We start from the raw sequence: 18,165 nt of genomic DNA, 5'->3' as shown, positions 1-18,165 counted from the left end.
CCCTGCTCCTTTCCGAGTATCAAATACGCCCACGCCACCAGGCGAGAGCATCATCCAAACCACTGTGTAGATCGAACCGCGGCTGCCAGCCCTGAGCCAGCAAGCGCTGGTTGTCGGCGATCAGCAGCGGTGGATCGTTGAGCGCAACCGGAATAGCTCCGAATTGCAACAAATGTTCTGCGTTCAGTTGCCTGGCCAGATACTCGATCACCTCGCGCAGGCGTATCGGCTGGCCACCACCAATATTGAATGCTCCCTGCACCCCGCCCTGGGCCAGCTGGATCAGCGCCGAGGCGACATCCGCCACATGCAGCAGATCGCGCAGTTGTTCACCGTGGGAGCAGCGCGCCGGCTCGCCCTTGAGCAATGCACCGATCACCGCCGGCACCAGTCGCCCCGGAGCTTCGTAGGGGCCATAGGCATGAAAGATTCGCGCCCAGGCGACCGGCATGTCATGCAATTGCCCGAACAGCTCGGCCAGCTCGCGGGTCGCATTCTTGCAGCGCCCATAAGGCGTGGCGGGCAACAACGGCGTGCTGTCTTCGTGACAAACACCCTCGCCACTCCAATCGTATTCGGCACAACTGCCAACCAGCACAGCCTGTTCACCGCCATGGCACTGGAAGGCCTCCAACAGTTCGAGGCTGGTGCGCACCCAGCCGATGTTCTCCGGCGACGTCCAGTACACACCAGGTTTGGCGCACCAGGCCAGATGCAGCAGGCGCTGAGGGCGCACCCTGGCGACCAGCGCCGCAGCAGCCCCTGGCTCAAGCAGGTCCAGCTGATGAACGATCGGGCCGTCCAGCACCTGGCGACCGCAAGCGGCATGCACCTCATGCCCCGCAGCCAACAGCTGCTCGACCACCTGGCGGCCGACGAAGCCACTGGCGCCCGTAACCAACACTCGCGCCATCAAAGGCAACGCAGCTCAGGAACGGCCACCACAAACTGGCCGCCCCAGGATTTGACGAGCGCCTGCTGCTCCATCACTTCGTTGAGCAGGTTCCAGGGCAGTACCAGCACATAATCAGGTTTCTCGGCGGCAATACGTGCCGGCTCGACGATCGGTATACGGCTGCCCGGCAGGAACTTGTTCTGCTTGTGCGGGTTGGCATCGGCCACCCAGGCCAGCAGATCGCCGCGCACGCCGGCATAGTTGAGCAGTGTATTGCCCTTGGCTGCGGCGCCATAACCCACCACTTTCTTGCCCTCGGCCTTGGCCTTGAGCAGGAACGTCAGCAGCTCATGCTTGATGCGCTCGGCAGCCGGCGCCAGGCTGGCGTAGTAGGCTGCGGTTTTAACTCCGCTTGCCTCCTCCCGCGCCAGCATCCGCTCAACCGACGGCGAGACCGGCCGCTCACAGGACGCTCGCTGCACAAAAACCCGCAGCGAGCCACCATGGGTTGGCAGCTCCTCGACATCGAACACGGCCAGGCCATTACGTGCACACCCCCCCTGCACCGCTGTGAGCGACAGGTAGGAGTAGTGCTCGTGATAAAGGGTGTCGAACTGGTGCTCGGCCATCAGGCGCAGCAGATGGGGAAATTCGAAAGTGACCACGCCCTGCGGTTTGAGCAACTCGGCGAAGCCCTTGAGGAAGTCGTTGATGTCCGGCACATGGGCCAGCACGTTGTTGGCGGCCATCAGGTCGGCACTCCAACCATCCGCCGCCAGTTGCCGAGCAACGCTCTCACCGAAGAACAGCTCGCGGATTTCCAGCCCTTTGTCCCGGGCCGCACGCGCTGTGCTTGCCGTCGGTTCGATCCCCAAGCAAGGGATGCCGCGGCCTTTCACGTACTGCAGCAGATAGCCGTCGTTGGCGGCAATTTCCACGACCCGACTCTGCTCGCCCAGGTCGAAGCGCTCGACCATGCTGGCCACATAGCGCTCTGCGTGGGTCAGCCAGCTGCTGGAAAATGAACTGAAATAGGCGTAATCGGCGTCGAACAGGCTATCGGCCGCGCGATAGTCCTCGGTCTGCACCAGCCAGCACGACTCGCAGACCAACACCCGCAGAGGTACCCACTGCTCCGCCTGGTTGAGCTGTTCGCGACTGACATAGGCATTCGACGGCGGCGCCGTACCCAGATCGATCAGCGGCAAATGCAGGTGCGCAGCGCAGCCACGGCAATTCATAGATGGACTCCTTGGAAACTCTCATCCAGTAGAGGATGGCCGGCATCGCGGGCCGACAGGTTCTTCAGTGGCAACGGCCAGTCGATGGCCAAGTGCGGATCGGTGACGGACAAACCGCCCTCATGCCCCGGTGTGTAATCCGCGCTATGCAGATAAAGCAGTTCGGCATCATCACTCAACGCCTGGAAACCGTGGGCGAAGCCCGGTGGCAACAGCAAACTGCGGCCGTCACCGGAATCCAACCGCTCGGCATGCCAGTGCAGGAACGTCGGTGAGCCGTGGCGCACATCCACCGCCACATCCCACACCGCCCCGCGCAGGCAAGTGATCAGCTTGCTCTCGGCATGCGGCGGGTATTGAAAGTGCAAGCCACGCACGGTGCCGCGCTCACGGGTTAGCGACTGGTTAATCTGGCGGATATGCAACGGCTGGCCGAAAGCCTCCAGGCTGCCCTCGCAGAACAGGCGAGCGAAGCGTCCACGCTCGTCCTGGTGAACCTTCTGTTGCAACAGAAACAACCCCGCCAGCGGCAACTTGTGCAGGCTCAGCTCGCTCATGCCTGCCCCCAATAGGAAGCCAACTGAGCCAGGGTTACCGCACGCATATCCTCGCCACGCTGCCAGGCCAGGTGCCAATCGAGGGTCTGCTGCAGGCAGTCGTCCAGCGACCAGCGCGGCTGCCAGCCAAGCAGCTGGCGCGCACGGCTACTATCCAGGCGCAGCAGGCCAGCCTCATGCAGTTCGCTCTGTTCAACTTGCAGACCAGGCGCCTGCGGCCAACGCGCAGCCAGGCGCGCCACCACATCGCCGACATTGCAGGTGTCGGCATCGATCGGGCCGAAGTTCCACGGCCCTGCCACTGCCGGGCCTTGCTCATATAGCCCTTGGGCCAGTTGCAGATAGCCTGCCAGCGGCTCCAGAGCGTGCTGCCACGGGCGCACCGCCTGCGGATAACGCAGGGTTACCGGCTCACCACGCGACCAAGCGGCCAGCACATCCGGCACCAGGCGATCGGCAGAAAAATCACCACCACCCAGTACATTGCCCGCACGCGCGGTGGCCAGCGCCAAACCATGCTCGGCATAGCGCGATACTGGGAAATAGGAGGCGGCGAAGGATTGCGCCACCAGCTCGCAGCAAGCCTTGCTGCTGCTGTAAGGATCATGCCCGCCCAGCGCCTCGCTCTCTCGATAAGGCCAGGCCCACTCGTTGTTGGCATAGACCTTATCGGTGGTCACCACCACGCAAGCACGTACGCCGCCGACCTGGCGCACCGCCTCGAGCAGATGCAGAGTGCCCATCACGTTGCTGGCGTAGGTCCCCAGCGGATCGCGGTAACCCTCGCGCACCAGCGGCTGCGCCGCCAGGTGCAAGACGATCTCCGGTTTGGTTTCAGCCACCAAAGCCAGCAGTGCAGGCATATCACGCAGATCGCCAATGCGGCTGTCAACGCCCTCATCCACGCGCGCCAGCTCGAACAAACTGGGCTCGGTCGAAGGTTCAAGGGCGAAGCCAGTCACCTGAGCACCCCAGCTTTGCAGCCAGAGCGCCAGCCAACCGCCTTTGAAGCCGGTATGACCGGTCAGCAGGACGCGCTTACCGCGCCAGAAGGCAGGGTTCAGCTCCACTGTTTCCACGGGGCCTCTCCGCTCTGCCACAGCTGTTCCAGGTAGTTCTTGTCGCGCAGTGTGTCCATCGGGTGCCAGAAGCCTTCGTGCTGGAAGGCCATCAATTGCCCTTCACTGGCAAGCTGCCCCAGCGGTTCGGCTTCCCAGGTGGTCGCGTCCTCACGGATATACGGCAACACCTTGGGCGACAGGACGAAGAAACCACCGTTGATCCAGCCACCATCGCCACGGGGCTTCTCGACGAAACCGGTGACTTCATCGCCCTCGCGCGCCAGGGCGCCATAACGGCCCGGCGGCTGTACTGCAGTCACGGTCGCGTGCTTGCCGTGCTGCTTGTGGAAGTTCACCAGCGCGCTGATATCCAGGTCGGACACCCCGTCACCGTAGGTGAAGCAGAACGCCTCCTCTTCTTCGAGAAAACGCCCGGCACGGCGCAAACGCCCACCCGTCATGGTTTCCTCGCCAGTATCCACCAGGGTCACGCGCCAGGGCTCACTGTAGTTCTGGTGCACTTCCATCTGGTTGCTACGCATGTCGAAGGTGACATCGGAGGTATGCAGGAAATAGTTGGCGAAGAAATCCTTGATCGCATAGCCCTTGTAACCCAGGCAGATGACGAAGTCCTGGATACCGTGGGCCGAGTACTGCTTCATGATGTGCCAGAGAATCGGCTTGCCACCAATCTCGATCATCGGTTTGGGCTTGAGGTGCGACTCTTCGCTGATCCGCGTACCCAGGCCGCCGGCCAGAATCACTGCCTTCATTGTTGTTCTCCTTGTTCGCAGTAGTGCTGCCACATCTGCTGGTAGGTCTGTTCCATTCTGCGGGTGAAATCTGCCGCATCACAGAGCTTGGAAGCCAGCATCTCCTCACGCAGCCCGGCACGGATCTTTGCCAGAGTCGGCACGTCACTGGCCAGAGCCACCAGTTTGTCGAGATATTGCTGCTCGGTATCGGCGATCCACTCGTCACGGCCCATGCCGTTCAAGATAAGCGCCCCGACCCGCCCCATGGATGGCCTGTCGCGCAAGCTCACCACCGGCAGGCCCATGTACAGGCTCTCGTACAGCGTGGTGCCGGAGTTATGCGGGAAACAATCCAGGGCAATATCCATCTTCGCCAGGGCACTGGTCGCTGGTGAGGTAAACCCAAGCACAATACGTTCGGGGTCGATTCCCTGTTCGGCAAACAGATCGTGATAGTGCTGTTGCAAGCTCTCATCACTGAAAGAGCTGCTATCGAGCATCAGGCGGGAGTTGGGTGCGCGCAGAAGTAATTCTGACCAAACGCGAATGACCTTGTGGTTCAGGCGCACCGGGCGAGTCAGGCTACCGAACGTGACATAACCATTGCGCAAAGCCGGTAGCTCACCAATCTCCACGTCCATGCTTTGCGGGGGTAAGTAGGCGACTGCTGGAGCTGGCATCCGCCAGAGTGTTTCGGCAAAGGAAGACTCACAGCCCGGAGGCAACATTTGCTCGTCCGCCAGGAAATAGTCCATCTGCTCCAGGCCGGTACCAAAGGCGAAGCCCATCCACCAACTGACCTGTACCGGTGCCGGTTTAAGGGCGAACACTTGTAAGCGACTACTACCCGTATGGCCTGCGAGATCGACGAGCACGTCGATACCGTCGGCACGAATTTGCTCAGCGATTGCTTCATCGCTGAGCCCCACACAATGCCGCCAGTGATCCGCATGACCAATGAAACGCTCGGTGACCGTATCTTCGCGACGCACCAGGGAGTAGGCGAATATTTCAAACTGCTGGTGATCATGCCGGCTGAGCAATGGCTCGATGAACATCGCACAGACATGGTTGCGGAAATCCGGCGACACATAGCCGATACGTAGACGGCGATTGCATGTGCGCTCGTTTTCGTACTGGAAGTACTGTCGGACTGGGTAGCGCCGGGTTACTTCCTCGTACAGTGAAAAGACCTGCTCGCCGCTCCAGTCCGCATGGTAGTTGGCGAAAAACAGCAAGTTGGTAGTTGCCCCTGGGACCTCGATGGCACCGCGCAGCAACTCAATCGAACGATCGAGGTTGCCGAAGTGCGACTCCACACCTGCCAGATTGACCAGCACCGGCTCGTAGCCAGGGTCTAGCTCTGCACATTTGCGGAATGCCGCCAACGCCTCCTTGAGACGCTTAGCGGAGCTCAGGATATTGCCGAGGTTATTCCACAGGCTCGGCGAGTTCGGGTTCAACTCAAGAGCAACCTGCATGACCCTCTCCGCCTCGCCCAGCAGATGCCCATCCAGATAGATATTGGCCAGGTTGTTCCAGGCCAGCGGCTGCGTGGGAGAGATCGCCAGAGCACGCATGAAACAGCCCTCGGACTCATGCTGGCGACCCACCGATTGATAGACCCCACCCAGCATGTTCCAACCCGGCTGATAGTCAGGTTTAACCTGCAGCCCACGCGACAAATAATGCAGTGCGGTATGTGGATCCTGCTCGCTTTGATAGGACTGCCCCAACCAGCACAGAGCCTCGAAGTGCTCAGGCTCCAGTTGCAGGGCCCGCTCCAGAAACTCGCGTCCATCGGCAATGCGCGCAGTCATGATCGACGACATGCCGCGGTGACACCAGGCATCGGCATGCTGCGGACAACGCTCGGTCCACTCCTGCATTGCTGCCAGATCATCTTCCAGTCGCTGGGACTTGCGCAGGAAGTGGCTCAGTCGCTGCCAGACCAGAGAGCAATCAGGGTTGTGCCGCAGCACCTCGCGCAGGGTCGACTCGGACCTCTCCGGATGGCCCTGGCGTGCGTGCACCGCAGCCAATACCAGGCTAGCCCGCCACTGCCCGGCATCTGCCGCCAGTACGGACTCGGCAAGCGTCTGGGCCAATGCCACGCGGTGGTCCAGCTCGAGATCCGCCAAAGCGGCACGCAGCTCAAGGTCATCCGGCCCCTCTCGACAGGCGGCCTGAACCAGAGGGTAAGCCAACTCTCGCTGACTCAGTTGATAGCGAGCGAGCGCAAGTGCACGACGGATGGATGGGGAGAAACCTTGCAACTCATCCGCCTGGGACACTACTTGCTCCCACTGCTCGGCAGCAAAAGCCTGCTCCAGATGCTGCGCCATTAGGTGCTGAGAGCTCTTCTCAAGGCAGCATTTCTTGTACTTGAGGCCACTGCCGCAGGGACAGGGATCGTTACGCCCGGGCTGCGCAGCCGGCAGTTGATCGAGGATATTCAGCCGTTCCTGTAGTTGCGTCAGCAACGCCAAAGCCTCGTGGGCACCCTGATGCAGGGGTTGCAGCAGCAATACCTGATTAAATGCGGCAGCAGCGGCAGGCCAGTCCTGAGTTTGCAAGCAGGCCTGACCAAGCTTCATCGCATGTTCGGCATTATCAGGCTCGAGCTCCAGGAGCTGATCGAAGGCACGCTGGGCGGCTACGCTATCGCGGCTGGCCAGGGCGGCCTCGCCAAGCAGCAAGCGCGACTCGACATCCGCCGGCACGTACTGCAATACCTCTCGGCAGCTATTGCGCGTGCGCGTGTAATCCCCTTCCTCAAAACCGAGGCGTGCCTGGCGGCGAAAGAAATCCACTAGCCACTCGGTGTCAACTGTCATGCCCGGCCCCGTCAATTTTTCATCACTATCCCAGCAAGTTAGCAATTAACAAGCCAGAAGAAATCAGAAAAATTAGTGAGATACAGGCAATAGCTTAGCAACGGGCCAAGAGCAGTGGCCCATTGCTGACAAGATGACTCAGCCCAGCTTGTTGAACAGACTGAGCCCGGCGATTTTCACGTAACTCTGTTGCGCAGCTTCAAGAATCACCGTCTGGAACGACAGCCGCGACAACGCCTCGGCGTAATCAAGTTCACGCAGGTCCGCCTGGACCGACTTGTTGACCAGCGTGACGTCCTCGTTGTCCGTCGTCGTGGTATCAATCAGATTCAACCGTGCACCGATTTCCGTCTGCACCCCGAGCACCTGGCCTATGCCGTTGTCCATGTTGGTCAACGCAATCGCCACTTCATCACGGATCGACAGATTGCCTGCCGGCGAGGTCGGTGCAGACTCCAGCGCCTGGCGCAGACGGGAGATGGTGTTGAGGATGCTGCGCTGCTCCTGAAACTGCGGCTGCACACTGAACTCGTCACCCGTCGAAGCGGCAGCGCTCAAACTGAAGTCGGCGCCAAACACACTGAAGGTTGACGGATAAGGCCCGGCTGCAGTGCCCGAAGCAATCGGCGTGCTACTCGCCCCCACAGGTTGGGCATAGACGTCGTAGTCAGTGGCGTTGGTGAAGCGCAACACCACGCCAGACGTCGGAAACTGGGAATTGAACGTCGCCTGGTTGGTGATCGTGCCGCCGCTGACCACCGCCGTCGAGGCATTGGTCGAGGAACGGGTAGTGGCAAACTCCGTCGGTGCCGCCTGCAAGGTAAAGCTGTGCGTCCCAATGCCTGGGGAGCCAGCGGTAGCCGGCGGCTGAATGTCAGCCAGCAGCGCATCCAGATCCTGCTCGTTATCCCCCTCCTGCAGCACCACATCCAGTTGGAAGCGCATGCCACGGAAATTGATGACGTTACCGTTGCTGGTCAGGGGATCGATCTGCCCGCTGCCAGGCACTTCCGAGGTCACGTCAGCGCCGGTACCGTCATAGATACGGAACTCGCTGCCGCTGACGAACACCAGCGAATAAGGCTCGCCATCGCGGAAAGTGCTGTTGAACGTGTCGTTGTCCTGCACCAGGCCCGGCGACATGAACACCCGCTGCTCATCGCTCGCCACAGGCGGGATGGTGGTGGCGGGCAACGGCGGCACCTGGCCAGCCAGCGCCGCGTTATCGACACCATTGGTGTTGAGTACACGGTCGGCGTTGGTCACGTTCTCGAACAGTACCTTGCCATTGTCGTTGATCGCCACCGTGGTCGAACTGGCCACTTGCAGGCTGCGTTGCCCTTCGTCACCTCGGTAGGAATAGGTGCCGTCCGGGTTGCGCACAAAAGGCTCGGTCTTGCCCAGATTGCCGGCGAACAGGTATTCGCCGCGGGCGTTGCGGCTGTTCATCAGGTTGAGCAGCTCGCCTTCTCGCTCGCTCAGCTCCTTGGCGATCGACTTGCGGTCCTCTGCAGACAAGGTGCCACCGCCGGCCTGCACCGCCAGCTCGCGGATGCGCTGCAGCACAGTGTTCACCGAGTTCAGCGTGGTTTCTTCCTGGGTCAGGCTATTGGTGGCCGCCGTCAGGTTGTCCTTGTGCTGGGTCAGCATCGCTTGCTGCTGCTCAAGCTGCAGCAAGCGAACGGACGCTACCGGGTCGTCAGCTGGGGTCAGGATGCGCTTGCCGCTGCTGATCTGCTCCTGGGTGCGGATCACATCGGAATAGTTGCGCCCAATGCCGCTGACACCGTTATTGAAGGCCTGGATGGTGGAAATACGCATAACCATGGGCGTTGTCCGGCTTAGAAGGTGTTGATCAGCGTATCGAACAGACTACGCGCGACTTGAATGATTTGCGCAGACGCCTGGTAGTACTGTTCGAACTGGATCAACTTGGCCGCCTCCTCGTCGAGGTTGACTGCAGACACCGAGTCACGGTTATCGGTTGCCTGTTTGAGGATCGCCGTAGTCGCCTCGCCGTCCACCCGCGCCTGGCTGGTCAGGGTACCGACACGCTCCACCAGATCCCCATAGGCATCAGTAAAACTCGCACCGGTGGTGGTCGGGAAGTTCGGATCGATACCGATCGTCGATTTGCTTTGCAGCTCGGTCAGCTTCAGGGCGTTGCGGTTATCCGAGACGCCATTGGTGTTGAACGCGATGGTGAAGTTGTCACCCGTCTTTGGCCGCCCACTGAGGGTGAACTCGAAGGTAAAGTCATCCGGCGGCGTACCGGCGGTGATCTGCTGGGTGTTGTTCTGCCCCGGCACGATGGTATTACTGCTCAGCACGGTACCTGCGGTATCCACTACGTCGTAGTCGGAATCCGAGGTGAACACGATGCGCACCGGTGGTGCCGTACGCAGGCTGTTCTCCAGCGCCGCCTGAGCCGCTGCGTCGTAGATGTCGATCTGGGTGATCAGGCTTGGCTGGGTGATTGCGCCGGTGCCGATGTTGGCTGGACTGGTCTCGGCCTTGAGCGGCGAGGCGAAAGCCAGCTCCTCGGCGTTGGTCAGGTCGGTGCGGATGTTGTCTGCTTCGTTGCGCGTCGGCATCACGCGGAAACGGTCGCCCGCAGCAAAGGTGCCGGACGCCACGTTCATCGAGAAACCGTCGAATACCAGCGGCGTGCCGCTGGTGATGTCGTAGGGCGACGGCGCCGCCACCATCGGCGTATCCGGGTCACCATCGTCATCGTAGATGGCCGAAACCGTCTGGCCGTCGGAAATCCGCCGCACGGTGTACTCGGTGGCGCTGGTGAACTGCACCTCATAGTCGCTGGTGGTCAGCGCGGTGGTGTTCTCGATCAGCACATTGAGGTTGGCGTTGGTGTCGCTGTTACCCACCCGGGCCAGGCTGCGCTGGCCGATGATGAGTGGATCGTTGATGTCACGGAACAGCGACTCACCGAAGTTACCCTTCAGGTCCAGACCCTGGCCCAGTTGGGTATTGATCTGGTCGGCAATCGACAGCGCCAGGCGCCCTACCGAGTTCATCGAGGTGTCCAACACGTCCTCGCGATAGCGGATCAGGCCACCCATCTCGCCGCCGGTAATCAGCGAGGTAATGCCCTGGCTGGAACCGCCGCTGACGAACTGAACTTCACTGCGCAGTGGGTCGGCAGTGCCCGGTACGACCTGCAGCTTGGCGGCGGTCGCCCCAACCACCAGCGGCTGGCCGGAGCCGATGAACAGGTTGTAGGTATTGTCGTCCTGCGGCACCACGGTCACGCCGATGAACTCGGAGAGCTGACGCACCGCTTCTTCGCGCGCATCCAGCAGGTCGTTGGGCTGCTGGCCATTGGCGCCGGCCACGGCAATGGCGTTGTTGTAACCAGCGATGGACGTTGCCAGTTGGTTGACCTGGTCAGTCACGGCCGAGAGCTGCTTGTTGATGAACGCGTTCTGCTCGTACAGGCGGTCATAGATGGTGTTGAAACGCTTGGAAAGGCCTTCCGCTTCGGACAACACCAACTGCCGTGCCGGGATATTGGCAGGGTCTTCGGCAGCGGTTTGCAGGGCGGCAAACAGCTTCTGCATGCCCGGCGTGACCCCCGTGGTACTACCGGCCAGCAGCGAGTCGAGCTGGTTGATCTGGTCGAGATAAGCCGTCACGTCGCTGTTCAGCGCCGTGCTGCTACGCACCTGGGTGGTAAGGAATTCGTTGTAGATACGCCGGACATCGACCAGCGTGGTCCCCGAGCCGATATAACCGGCACCGCTGAATTGCGGCGTACGAGTGGCCTGCACCGTGTCCTGCCGGGAAAAACCCGGCGTGTTGACGTTGGTGATGTTGTGCCCGGTAACCGCCAGCGACGTCTTGTTCGCTGACAGCCCGGACAGGCCAATACTCAGTAGGTCAGCCATAACTCAGCCTCAGGTCCTTGTGGTCGAGCTGTCTGCCGCGGCGACAGTCTGATAGGTCTGCATCTGCCGGGCGATCTGCGCGATCTTGCGGGCGTATTGCGGGTCGGTGGCGTAGCCGGCCTCCTGCAGTTCACGCACGAAGTGATCAGGGTTGGCGGTCGAATCCAGCGCTTCCTGGTAGCGGCCATTGCCCTGCAGGAAACTCACGTAATCGTTGAAACTCTGCTGGAAGGAGTCATAGGTACGGAACGCTGCCGACTCCTTGACCGCCTTGCCGCCGTTGTATTCGGTGGTCAGCACCCGCGCCGACTCGCCTTCCCAGCCGCCCTGGGCCTTGATGCCGAACAGGTTGTGGCTGCTGCTGCCATCGGCTTGCTGGATGATCGACTTGCCCCAACCGGTTTCCAGTGCGGCCTGGGCCACCAGGTAACGGGCATCGACGCCGATCTTCTGCGCCGCCTCTTCCGCCATCGGCAGCATGGTGGCGACAAAATCTTCGGCCGAGGCGAAGGCCGACTTGCCCTTGGCCAGCGGTGGCTGGGCCACGCGGCGACCGCTGATGGCGTCGCTGTTGTCCAGGCTCAACGGCTTGACGTCGGTCACCGCTTTGGACTGATCCGAAACCCAGTCAGTAGCGGCCAGTGGTTGCCCTTCGGCGCCCGCGCTAGGCGGCACGATGCCGGCCAGCAGGCGATCGGTCATCTTGCTCGGCAGACTCAGGCGGCGCTGATTGAGCAGTTTGGAGTCATCGCGACCACCCTCGCCCGCCGAGCTCTTGAATGCCGTCGGTGCGATGCTGGCGGCGCTACCGGCGGCCTCGGTGGCCATCTGCGGGAACGGATTGACGCGATCCTTGGCGCCACCGGCCAGTTGGCTCAACTGACGTTCCAGCACATCGGCCAGGCCGATGCCGTTCTTGCTCTTGGACAGGGTCACGGCCAACTGTTGGTCGTACATGTCGCGGTAGGTTTTGCTCTCGTTGCTGTTCATGAAGTTGCCTTCACCGAACACATCGTTCGCCTTGCGCATGGCCTTCATCATTTCGTTGACGAATAGCGACTCGAACTCGCGCGCCACCTTCTTGATATTGCTGCTGCTGTCACCGCCCACCTTGAACTGGTTGAGGCGGTTCAGGTCGGTGTAGGCACCGCTGTCATAGGGCTGGCCGCTGACCAGGCCGGCGGGTACTCGGGAATCCATCGCGCGCCCTCCTCAGATCACGATCAGGTCGGCCTGGAGGGCGCCGGCTTGCTTGAGCGCCTCCAGAATGGCCATCAGGTCGGAAGGAGCGGCGCCCACCTGGTTCACCGCGCGAACGATCTCGTCCAGGGTGGTGCCCGGCCCGAACTTGAACATCGGCTTGGCTTCCTCGGTGGCATCCACCTTGGAGCGCGGCACCACGGCTGTCTGCCCGTTGGAGAAGGCACCCGGCTGGCTGACGATCGGGTCTTCGGTGATGGTCACGGTCAGGCTGCCGTGAGTCACCGCTGCCGGCTGCACCTTGACGTTCTGGCCAATGACGATGGTGCCGGTGCGCGAGTTGATGATGACCTTGGCCACCGCCTGCCCCGCCTCGACCTCAAGGTTCTCCAGTACCGACAGGTAATCGACGCGCTGGTTGGGGTCGAGCGGTGCGCTGACGCGAATCGAACCGCCGTCGATGGCCTGGGCCACGCCAGGGCCCAGCAGGCCATTGATCTGGTCGACGATATTCTTCGCCGTGGTGAAGTCCGGACGATTGAGGTTGAGGGTCAGGCTGTTGCCCTGATCGAAACCACTTGGCACCGGACGCTCCACGGTACCGCCGGCAGGAATGCGCCCAGCCGACGGGATATTGACAGTGATGCGCGAGCCATCGGCGCCACCAGCGTCGAAGCCGCCAACCACCAGATTGCCCTGGGCGATGGCGTACACGTTGCCGTCGATACCTTTCAGCGGCGTCATCAGCAAGCTGCCGCCGCGCAGGCTCTTGGCGTTACCGATGGAGGAAACGGTCACGTCCAGGGTTTGTCCCGGCTTGGCGAACGGCGGCAATTCGGCGTGTATCGACACGGCCGCGACGTTCTTCAACTGCACGTTGCCGCCACTGGTCGGTACCTTGATGCCGAACTGCGCCATCATGTTGTTGAAGGTCTGCAGGGTGAATGGCGTCTGCGTGGTCTGGTCACCCGAGCCATTGAGGCCGACCACCAGGCCGTAGCCGATCAACTGGTTGGCCCGCACACCCTGGATGCTGGCCAGATCCTTCAGGCGCTCGGCCTGCACCGTGCTCGCAACGAGCAACAGGCAGAGGGTCGAAATCAGTCGCTTCATGATCAGGCTACTCAGAACGGGAACAACGGGCTGGCGAAGAAGCGATCGAACCAGCCCGGTTGGCTGGCATCGGCGAAGGCGCCCGTGCCGGAGTAGGTGATGCGCGCATTGGCCACACGGGTGGAGGCCACGGTGTTGTCGGTGGCAATGTCATCGGCGCGGATCATGCCGGCAATGCGCACCAGCTCGTCGCCGGTATTGAGGGTCATCCACTTCTCGCCGCGCACAGAGAGAATGCCGTTGGGCAGCACTTCCGCCACGGTTACGGTGATCGAACCGCTCAGGCTGTTGCTCTGGTCGGCCGCCGCGTCGCCTTCAGTGTCGCGCGAGCCGCTGTAACCGGCGTCCAGGCTGAGTTTGCCATCGGAAAACGGATTGTTGGTGCTCACGCCACCGCCAAACAGCGAGGTCAGGCCGATATTGGTGGTGCTGTCCTTGGACATGGACGAGCCGGACTGCTTGCTCGCCTGGGTCCTCTCGCTGAGGGTGATGGTGATGATGTCGCCCACCCGGTAGGCCTTGCGGTCGTCGTACAGGTTGGTTTCGAAACCGGCCTGGTAGATCGAGCCGTTGGTCTGCGCGGCCGGCAGCGGAGTGCGTGGCAACACGGGCGCGTAGTACGGGTCATCCGGCTTCGGCGGGGGCGTCACGCAGCCACTAAGGGCGACGCTACCCAGCAGGGGGAGAAGAATAATCAGCCGGTTCATAACCACTACCTCACGGCGTTCGTGTTGCTCAATGCCGGCACCGACCTAGGTCAGCGCCTGCGGATTAAAGATTCTGGGTAATAAAGGACAGCATCTGGTCGGCGGTGGAGATGACCTTGGAGTTCATCTCGTAGGCACGTTGGGTGGTGATCATGTTCACCAGTTCCTCGACCACGCTGACGTTGGAGTTTTCCAGGGTGTTCTGCAGCACCACGCCCAGGCCGGTCAGACCTGGCGTTCCCACCTGCGGCGCGCCGCTGGCGGCGGTTTCGAGGAACTGGTTGTTGCCAATCGCCTGCAAGCCAGCCGGGTTGACGAAGTCGGCGGTCTGGATGTTGCCGATCACCTGCGAGGCCGGGTTGCCGGCCACGGTTACGGAAACGGTGCCGTCCTCGCCCACGGTAAAGGTCTGGGTCTCGGCGGGCAGGACGATGGCCGGCTCCAGGGCAAAGCCTTGCGAGGTGACGATCTGGCCGTCGGAGTCCAGGTGGAAGCTGCCGTCACGGCTGTAGGAAACGGTGCCGTCTGGCTGCAGGATCTGGAAGAAGCCGCGACCGTTGACGGCCAGGTCCAGCGGCTGCTCGGTAGTCTGCAGGCTGCCCTGGGTGAAGATCTTCTGCGTGCCGGCAATGCGCACACCGGTACCCAGCTGCAGGCCGGTGGGCAGTTCGCTGTCCTGGCTGGACTGACCGCCGGGCTGGCGACGAATCTGGTACAGCAGATCCTCGAATTCAGCGCGATCGCGCTTGAACCCGGTGGTCGATACGTTCGCCAGGTTGTTGGAAATAGTGGTCAGGTTCATGTCCTGGGCGGACAGACCGGTTTTACTGACCCACAGAGCCGGAATCATCTTTCTTCTCCTCGAGCGCCGGTTTTACGGCACATCGCGCTGGTAATTAGCTGAGTTGCATGACGCGTGCCATGGCCGCCGCGTCGTCTTCGGCGGTCCGCATCATCTTCACGTGCAGTTCGAACTGGCGGGACAGCGAGAGGATCGCGGTCATCTCCTCCACGGCATTCACGTTGCTCGCCTCGATGAAGCCGGAGGTCAGGCGTACGTTGGCATCCGCCTGGGCCGGGCCGGTGGCATCCTTGACCCGGATCATGCCGTCGAGGCCCTTCTCCATGGTCTTGGGATCGGGGTTGACCATCTTGATCCGGTCGACTTCAGCCATCGTGCTCGGCGACTCGCCAAGGGCGCGGATGCTGATAGTGCCGTCCTGGCCGATCTCCACTTTCTGCTCTGGCGGGATGGCAATCGGTCCGCCATTGCCGAGAACCGGCAAACCGTTGCCGGTGCGCAGCTGGCCCAGCGAATCGATCTGCAGGCTGGCGGTACGCACATAAGCCTCGCTGCCGTCAGCCGACTGCACGGCAACCCAGCCCTGGCCATCGATGGCAATGTCCATGTCGCGACCGGTTTCCTGCAGCGAGCCCGGGGTGAAGTCCGTACCCGGACGTTCGCTCATCGCGTAGACGCGGGCCGGATAGCTGTCGCCGAACACCGGCATCGAACGCGCCTGCTCGAAGTCACGGCGAAAGCCGCTGGTGGAAATGTTCGCCAGGTTGTTGGCGTGGGCACGTTGAGCCATGGTGTTCTGGCTGGCGCCAGTCATGGATACGTACAGCATCTTGTCCATTGTCTTCTCCGAGGTGGGCGGCGATTGCCGCTCGCTGCTCTGTTACAGGCTATTCAGCAAAGCCCGTGCCAGACTCGAAAAATAATTACAAGATACTGATTTTAAAGGATTTAAATAAAACAAAAGGCTCCCGAAGGAGCCTTGAAAATGCGAAGACGGCGAGGCCTTGCCGCCTGCGGCAAGGCCCCTCCCCTGGCGTTACCGCAGGTTGATGATGGTCTGAGTGATCGCGCTTTCGGTCTCGATGGTCTTGGCGTTGGCCTGGTAGTTACGCTGAGCCACGATCAGGTTCACCAACTGATCAGACAACTCGACGTTGGAGTCCTCCAGGGCGCCGGCCTGCAACGCACCGAGCGTACCGGAGCGCGGGGTTCCCACCACCGGCTCACCGGACTGGAAGGACTGCACCCAGGCGGTCTTGCCGACCGGGGTCAGGCCCTGCACGTTGGCAAAGTTGGCCAGCACGATCTGCCCTTGCACCTTGGACTGGCCGTTGGTGTAGCGCGCAAAGATCACCCCGGTATCGTCGATTTCCAGGCCCGACAGCTCGCCGGTGGTGTAACCATCCTGGCTGATGCTGCTGACCGCGAAGGCACTGGAGAACTGGGTGGACGAACGCAGGTCGAGGGTTACACCGGCGGCGGCGGGATCAGCGCCATTGCCTGCCCAGACGGGCGGCGTCCCGCCATCCGATGCAGCTGGCACCCAGGCACCGGCAGGCATGGTGATAGTGCCATCGGCATTCACCGTCAGCTCAGGCGAACTCAGGGTCGTCAGATCCAACTGACCGGCCGTGGTGAAACCCACGTTCGCGGTATAGGGCGTGGTCAAGCTCGGGTCCGCCGGGTTACGCCCATCGATCAACACGTTCATGTTCCAGGTATTGGCCGCGGTCTTGACGAAATACTGAGTGAACACGTGGGCGTTGCCCTGCGAGTCATAGATGTTGGTCGAGGTCGACGAGTTGTACGAGGTCGGATCGGTCGGATCGAACGGCGTGGTAGTCGGCACCGTGTTCGTCGAGTTCAGGTTGAAGGTCTGGGTGATCTCTTCCGTCGGACGCGGCGACTGGCTGGCCGTCTGGATCTGGATGTCACTGACCACACCGTTCTGCAGGTTACCGGCGTCATCCACCGCATAACCCTGCAGCTTGTAGCCGAAGTTGTTGACCATGAAGCCATCGCGGTCGGTACCGAAGTAACCGGCGCGGGTGTAGCTGACTTCGCCGTTGTTGCTGGTGACGAAGAAGCCGTTGCCGTTGATGGCCAGGTCCAGCGCGTTTTGCGTGTAGTTGATGTTGCCCTGGTTGAACAGCTGCGAGACGTCCGACAGCAGCACACCGCTGCCCTGAGGGTTGGAACCCGAGCCCAGTACGGACGCGGCATACACGTCGGCAAACTCGGCACGCGACTGTTTGAAGCCTGCGGTGCCGGCGTTGGCGATGTTGTTGCCGGTGACGTTGAGGTCACTGGTGGCAGCTCGCAGACCGCTCAGACCGATGTTGAAAGCCATGGAATACTCCTTTGCCGCTACTGCCGGCGCTTACAGTCTGTGAGTTATTGACCGATCATTTGTACTTGCGACAGCGAGACGCTGCCGAGGCCGGCGAGATTGAGCTGCATCTCGCTGCCGTTCTGGCCCAGGGTGACGCTGTCGACGTTGGCCGGTAGCAGCGTGTAAAGCCCTTTGGTGCCATCTGCATAGGTGGCTTGCGCCTCGAACTTGTAGGTCCCCGGCGTCATCACGTTGCCGCTGGAGTCCTTGCCATCCCACATGAAGCTGACCTGGCCAGCAGCCTGCTCACCGAGGTTGACCCGGTTGACCACCGAGCCCTTGCTGTCATAGATGTTCACGTACACGTTGCTGCTGGTGACCGGCAGCACCAGGCTGCCCTTGAAGGTTTCGCTGGTATCCACCACGGCCTTGTCGGTCGGCACAATCACCGTATGACCCACCAGCGACGAAGCCTGCAGCGCCTGCGAAGACTGGTATCCCGTCAGCAGCGAACCCATGCTGGTGTTGAGCTTCTCGATGCCCTCTACCTGGCTGAACTGCGCAAGCTGGGCGATGAACTCACCGTTGGCCTGCGGCTCCAGCGGGTTCTGGTTGTTCAACTGAGCCACCAGCAGCTCCAGGAACTGGTTCTTGCCCAGCTCGTTGCTCGCCGTACCGCTGCTGTCGTTGTTGATCTGGTATTGATCAAGTGCCGAAGAACCGACGCCACTTACACTGCTCATCCCTTACTCCTCCCTGC

General features: G+C 61.5%; 15 protein-coding genes. All 15 read right to left on the bottom strand.

Annotation, left to right across the window (positions count from 1 at the left end; genetic code table 11):
* Window positions 1-19 precede the first annotated feature (19 nt).
* Window positions 20-913: an NAD-dependent epimerase/dehydratase family protein gene (locus H3H51_RS12710; RefSeq protein WP_183089429.1), complete on the bottom strand. Its 894-nt coding sequence runs from the start codon at window positions 911-913 to the stop codon at window positions 20-22.
* Window positions 913-2,136 carry a class I SAM-dependent methyltransferase gene (locus H3H51_RS12705; RefSeq protein ID WP_183089428.1) on the bottom strand — a complete coding sequence of 408 codons (1,224 nt, stop codon included), beginning with the start codon at window positions 2,134-2,136 and terminating at the stop codon, window positions 913-915. The genes H3H51_RS12710 and H3H51_RS12705 overlap by 1 nt, the downstream gene beginning before the upstream one ends.
* Window positions 2,133-2,693, bottom strand: a complete 561-nt coding sequence (locus H3H51_RS12700; RefSeq protein ID WP_183089427.1) for a dTDP-4-dehydrorhamnose 3,5-epimerase family protein — start codon at window positions 2,691-2,693, stop codon at window positions 2,133-2,135. Before H3H51_RS12700 ends, H3H51_RS12705 begins: the two co-directional genes overlap by 4 nt.
* Window positions 2,690-3,763, bottom strand: a complete 1,074-nt coding sequence (gene rfbG / locus H3H51_RS12695; protein ID WP_407926507.1) for a CDP-glucose 4,6-dehydratase — start codon at window positions 3,761-3,763, stop codon at window positions 2,690-2,692. The genes H3H51_RS12700 and rfbG overlap by 4 nt, the downstream gene beginning before the upstream one ends.
* Window positions 3,754-4,527: a glucose-1-phosphate cytidylyltransferase gene (gene rfbF / locus H3H51_RS12690; protein ID WP_183089425.1), complete on the bottom strand. Its 774-nt coding sequence runs from the start codon at window positions 4,525-4,527 to the stop codon at window positions 3,754-3,756. The genes rfbG and rfbF overlap by 10 nt, the downstream gene beginning before the upstream one ends.
* Window positions 4,524-7,346, bottom strand: a complete 2,823-nt coding sequence (locus H3H51_RS12685; protein WP_183089424.1) for an O-linked N-acetylglucosamine transferase family protein — start codon at window positions 7,344-7,346, stop codon at window positions 4,524-4,526. The genes rfbF and H3H51_RS12685 overlap by 4 nt, the downstream gene beginning before the upstream one ends.
* A 138-nt stretch (window positions 7,347-7,484) precedes the next feature.
* On the bottom strand, window positions 7,485-9,173 hold the full coding sequence (locus tag H3H51_RS12680; RefSeq protein ID WP_235981364.1) for a flagellar hook-associated protein 3: 1,689 nt from the start codon (window positions 9,171-9,173) through the stop codon (window positions 7,485-7,487).
* A 14-nt stretch (window positions 9,174-9,187) separates the two neighbouring features.
* Window positions 9,188-11,251 carry a flagellar hook-associated protein FlgK gene (flgK, locus tag H3H51_RS12675; protein WP_183089423.1) on the bottom strand — a complete coding sequence of 688 codons (2,064 nt, stop codon included), beginning with the start codon at window positions 11,249-11,251 and terminating at the stop codon, window positions 9,188-9,190.
* A gap of 9 nt (window positions 11,252-11,260) precedes the next feature.
* Entirely contained in the window at window positions 11,261-12,451 is a 1,191-nt protein-coding gene (gene flgJ / locus H3H51_RS12670; protein WP_183089422.1) for a flagellar assembly peptidoglycan hydrolase FlgJ, read from the bottom strand.
* A gap of 12 nt (window positions 12,452-12,463) precedes the next feature.
* Entirely contained in the window at window positions 12,464-13,564 is a 1,101-nt protein-coding gene (locus tag H3H51_RS12665; protein WP_183089421.1) for a flagellar basal body P-ring protein FlgI, read from the bottom strand.
* A gap of 11 nt (window positions 13,565-13,575) precedes the next feature.
* Window positions 13,576-14,271, bottom strand: a complete 696-nt coding sequence (gene flgH / locus H3H51_RS12660; protein WP_183089420.1) for a flagellar basal body L-ring protein FlgH — start codon at window positions 14,269-14,271, stop codon at window positions 13,576-13,578.
* Between the two features lie 64 nt (window positions 14,272-14,335).
* On the bottom strand, window positions 14,336-15,121 hold the full coding sequence (gene flgG / locus H3H51_RS12655; protein ID WP_183089419.1) for a flagellar basal-body rod protein FlgG: 786 nt from the start codon (window positions 15,119-15,121) through the stop codon (window positions 14,336-14,338).
* 46 nt (window positions 15,122-15,167) lie between these two features.
* On the bottom strand, window positions 15,168-15,911 hold the full coding sequence (gene flgF, locus H3H51_RS12650; protein ID WP_183089418.1) for a flagellar basal-body rod protein FlgF: 744 nt from the start codon (window positions 15,909-15,911) through the stop codon (window positions 15,168-15,170).
* Between the two features lie 198 nt (window positions 15,912-16,109).
* The gene (gene flgE, locus H3H51_RS12645; RefSeq protein ID WP_183089417.1) at window positions 16,110-17,423 is read right to left on the bottom strand and encodes a flagellar hook protein FlgE; all 1,314 of its coding nucleotides are present in this window, start codon (window positions 17,421-17,423) and stop codon (window positions 16,110-16,112) included.
* Window positions 17,424-17,467: 44 nt separating this feature from the next.
* Window positions 17,468-18,148, bottom strand: coding sequence for a flagellar hook assembly protein FlgD (gene flgD, locus H3H51_RS12640; protein WP_183089416.1), 681 nt, complete (start codon window positions 18,146-18,148; stop codon window positions 17,468-17,470).
* Window positions 18,149-18,165: the final 17 nt, after the last annotated feature.

Origin of the sequence: Aquipseudomonas ullengensis (genome assembly GCF_014174475.1) — a bacterium.
GTDB lineage: Bacteria > Pseudomonadota > Gammaproteobacteria > Pseudomonadales > Pseudomonadaceae > Aquipseudomonas > Aquipseudomonas ullengensis.
This window is presented reverse-complemented; position numbering and strand designations above follow the sequence as displayed.

Coding starts and splice junctions, on each gene's coding strand:
- H3H51_RS12710 (WP_183089429.1), bottom strand. CDS start 913: ATGGCGCGAGTGTTGGTTACGGGCGCCAGTGGCTTCGTCGGCCGCCAG.
- H3H51_RS12705 (WP_183089428.1), bottom strand. CDS start 2,136: ATGAATTGCCGTGGCTGCGCTGCGCACCTGCATTTGCCGCTGATCGAT.
- H3H51_RS12700 (WP_183089427.1), bottom strand. CDS start 2,693: ATGAGCGAGCTGAGCCTGCACAAGTTGCCGCTGGCGGGGTTGTTTCTG.
- rfbF (WP_183089425.1), bottom strand. CDS start 4,527: ATGAAGGCAGTGATTCTGGCCGGCGGCCTGGGTACGCGGATCAGCGAA.
- H3H51_RS12685 (WP_183089424.1), bottom strand. CDS start 7,346: ATGACAGTTGACACCGAGTGGCTAGTGGATTTCTTTCGCCGCCAGGCA.
- H3H51_RS12680 (WP_235981364.1), bottom strand. CDS start 9,173: ATGGTTATGCGTATTTCCACCATCCAGGCCTTCAATAACGGTGTCAGC.
- flgK (WP_183089423.1), bottom strand. CDS start 11,251: ATGGCTGACCTACTGAGTATTGGCCTGTCCGGGCTGTCAGCGAACAAG.
- flgJ (WP_183089422.1), bottom strand. CDS start 12,451: ATGGATTCCCGAGTACCCGCCGGCCTGGTCAGCGGCCAGCCCTATGAC.
- H3H51_RS12665 (WP_183089421.1), bottom strand. CDS start 13,564: ATGAAGCGACTGATTTCGACCCTCTGCCTGTTGCTCGTTGCGAGCACG.
- flgH (WP_183089420.1), bottom strand. CDS start 14,271: ATGAACCGGCTGATTATTCTTCTCCCCCTGCTGGGTAGCGTCGCCCTT.
- flgG (WP_183089419.1), bottom strand. CDS start 15,121: ATGATTCCGGCTCTGTGGGTCAGTAAAACCGGTCTGTCCGCCCAGGAC.
- flgF (WP_183089418.1), bottom strand. CDS start 15,911: ATGGACAAGATGCTGTACGTATCCATGACTGGCGCCAGCCAGAACACC.
- flgE (WP_183089417.1), bottom strand. CDS start 17,423: ATGGCTTTCAACATCGGTCTGAGCGGTCTGCGAGCTGCCACCAGTGAC.
- flgD (WP_183089416.1), bottom strand. CDS start 18,148: ATGAGCAGTGTAAGTGGCGTCGGTTCTTCGGCACTTGATCAATACCAG.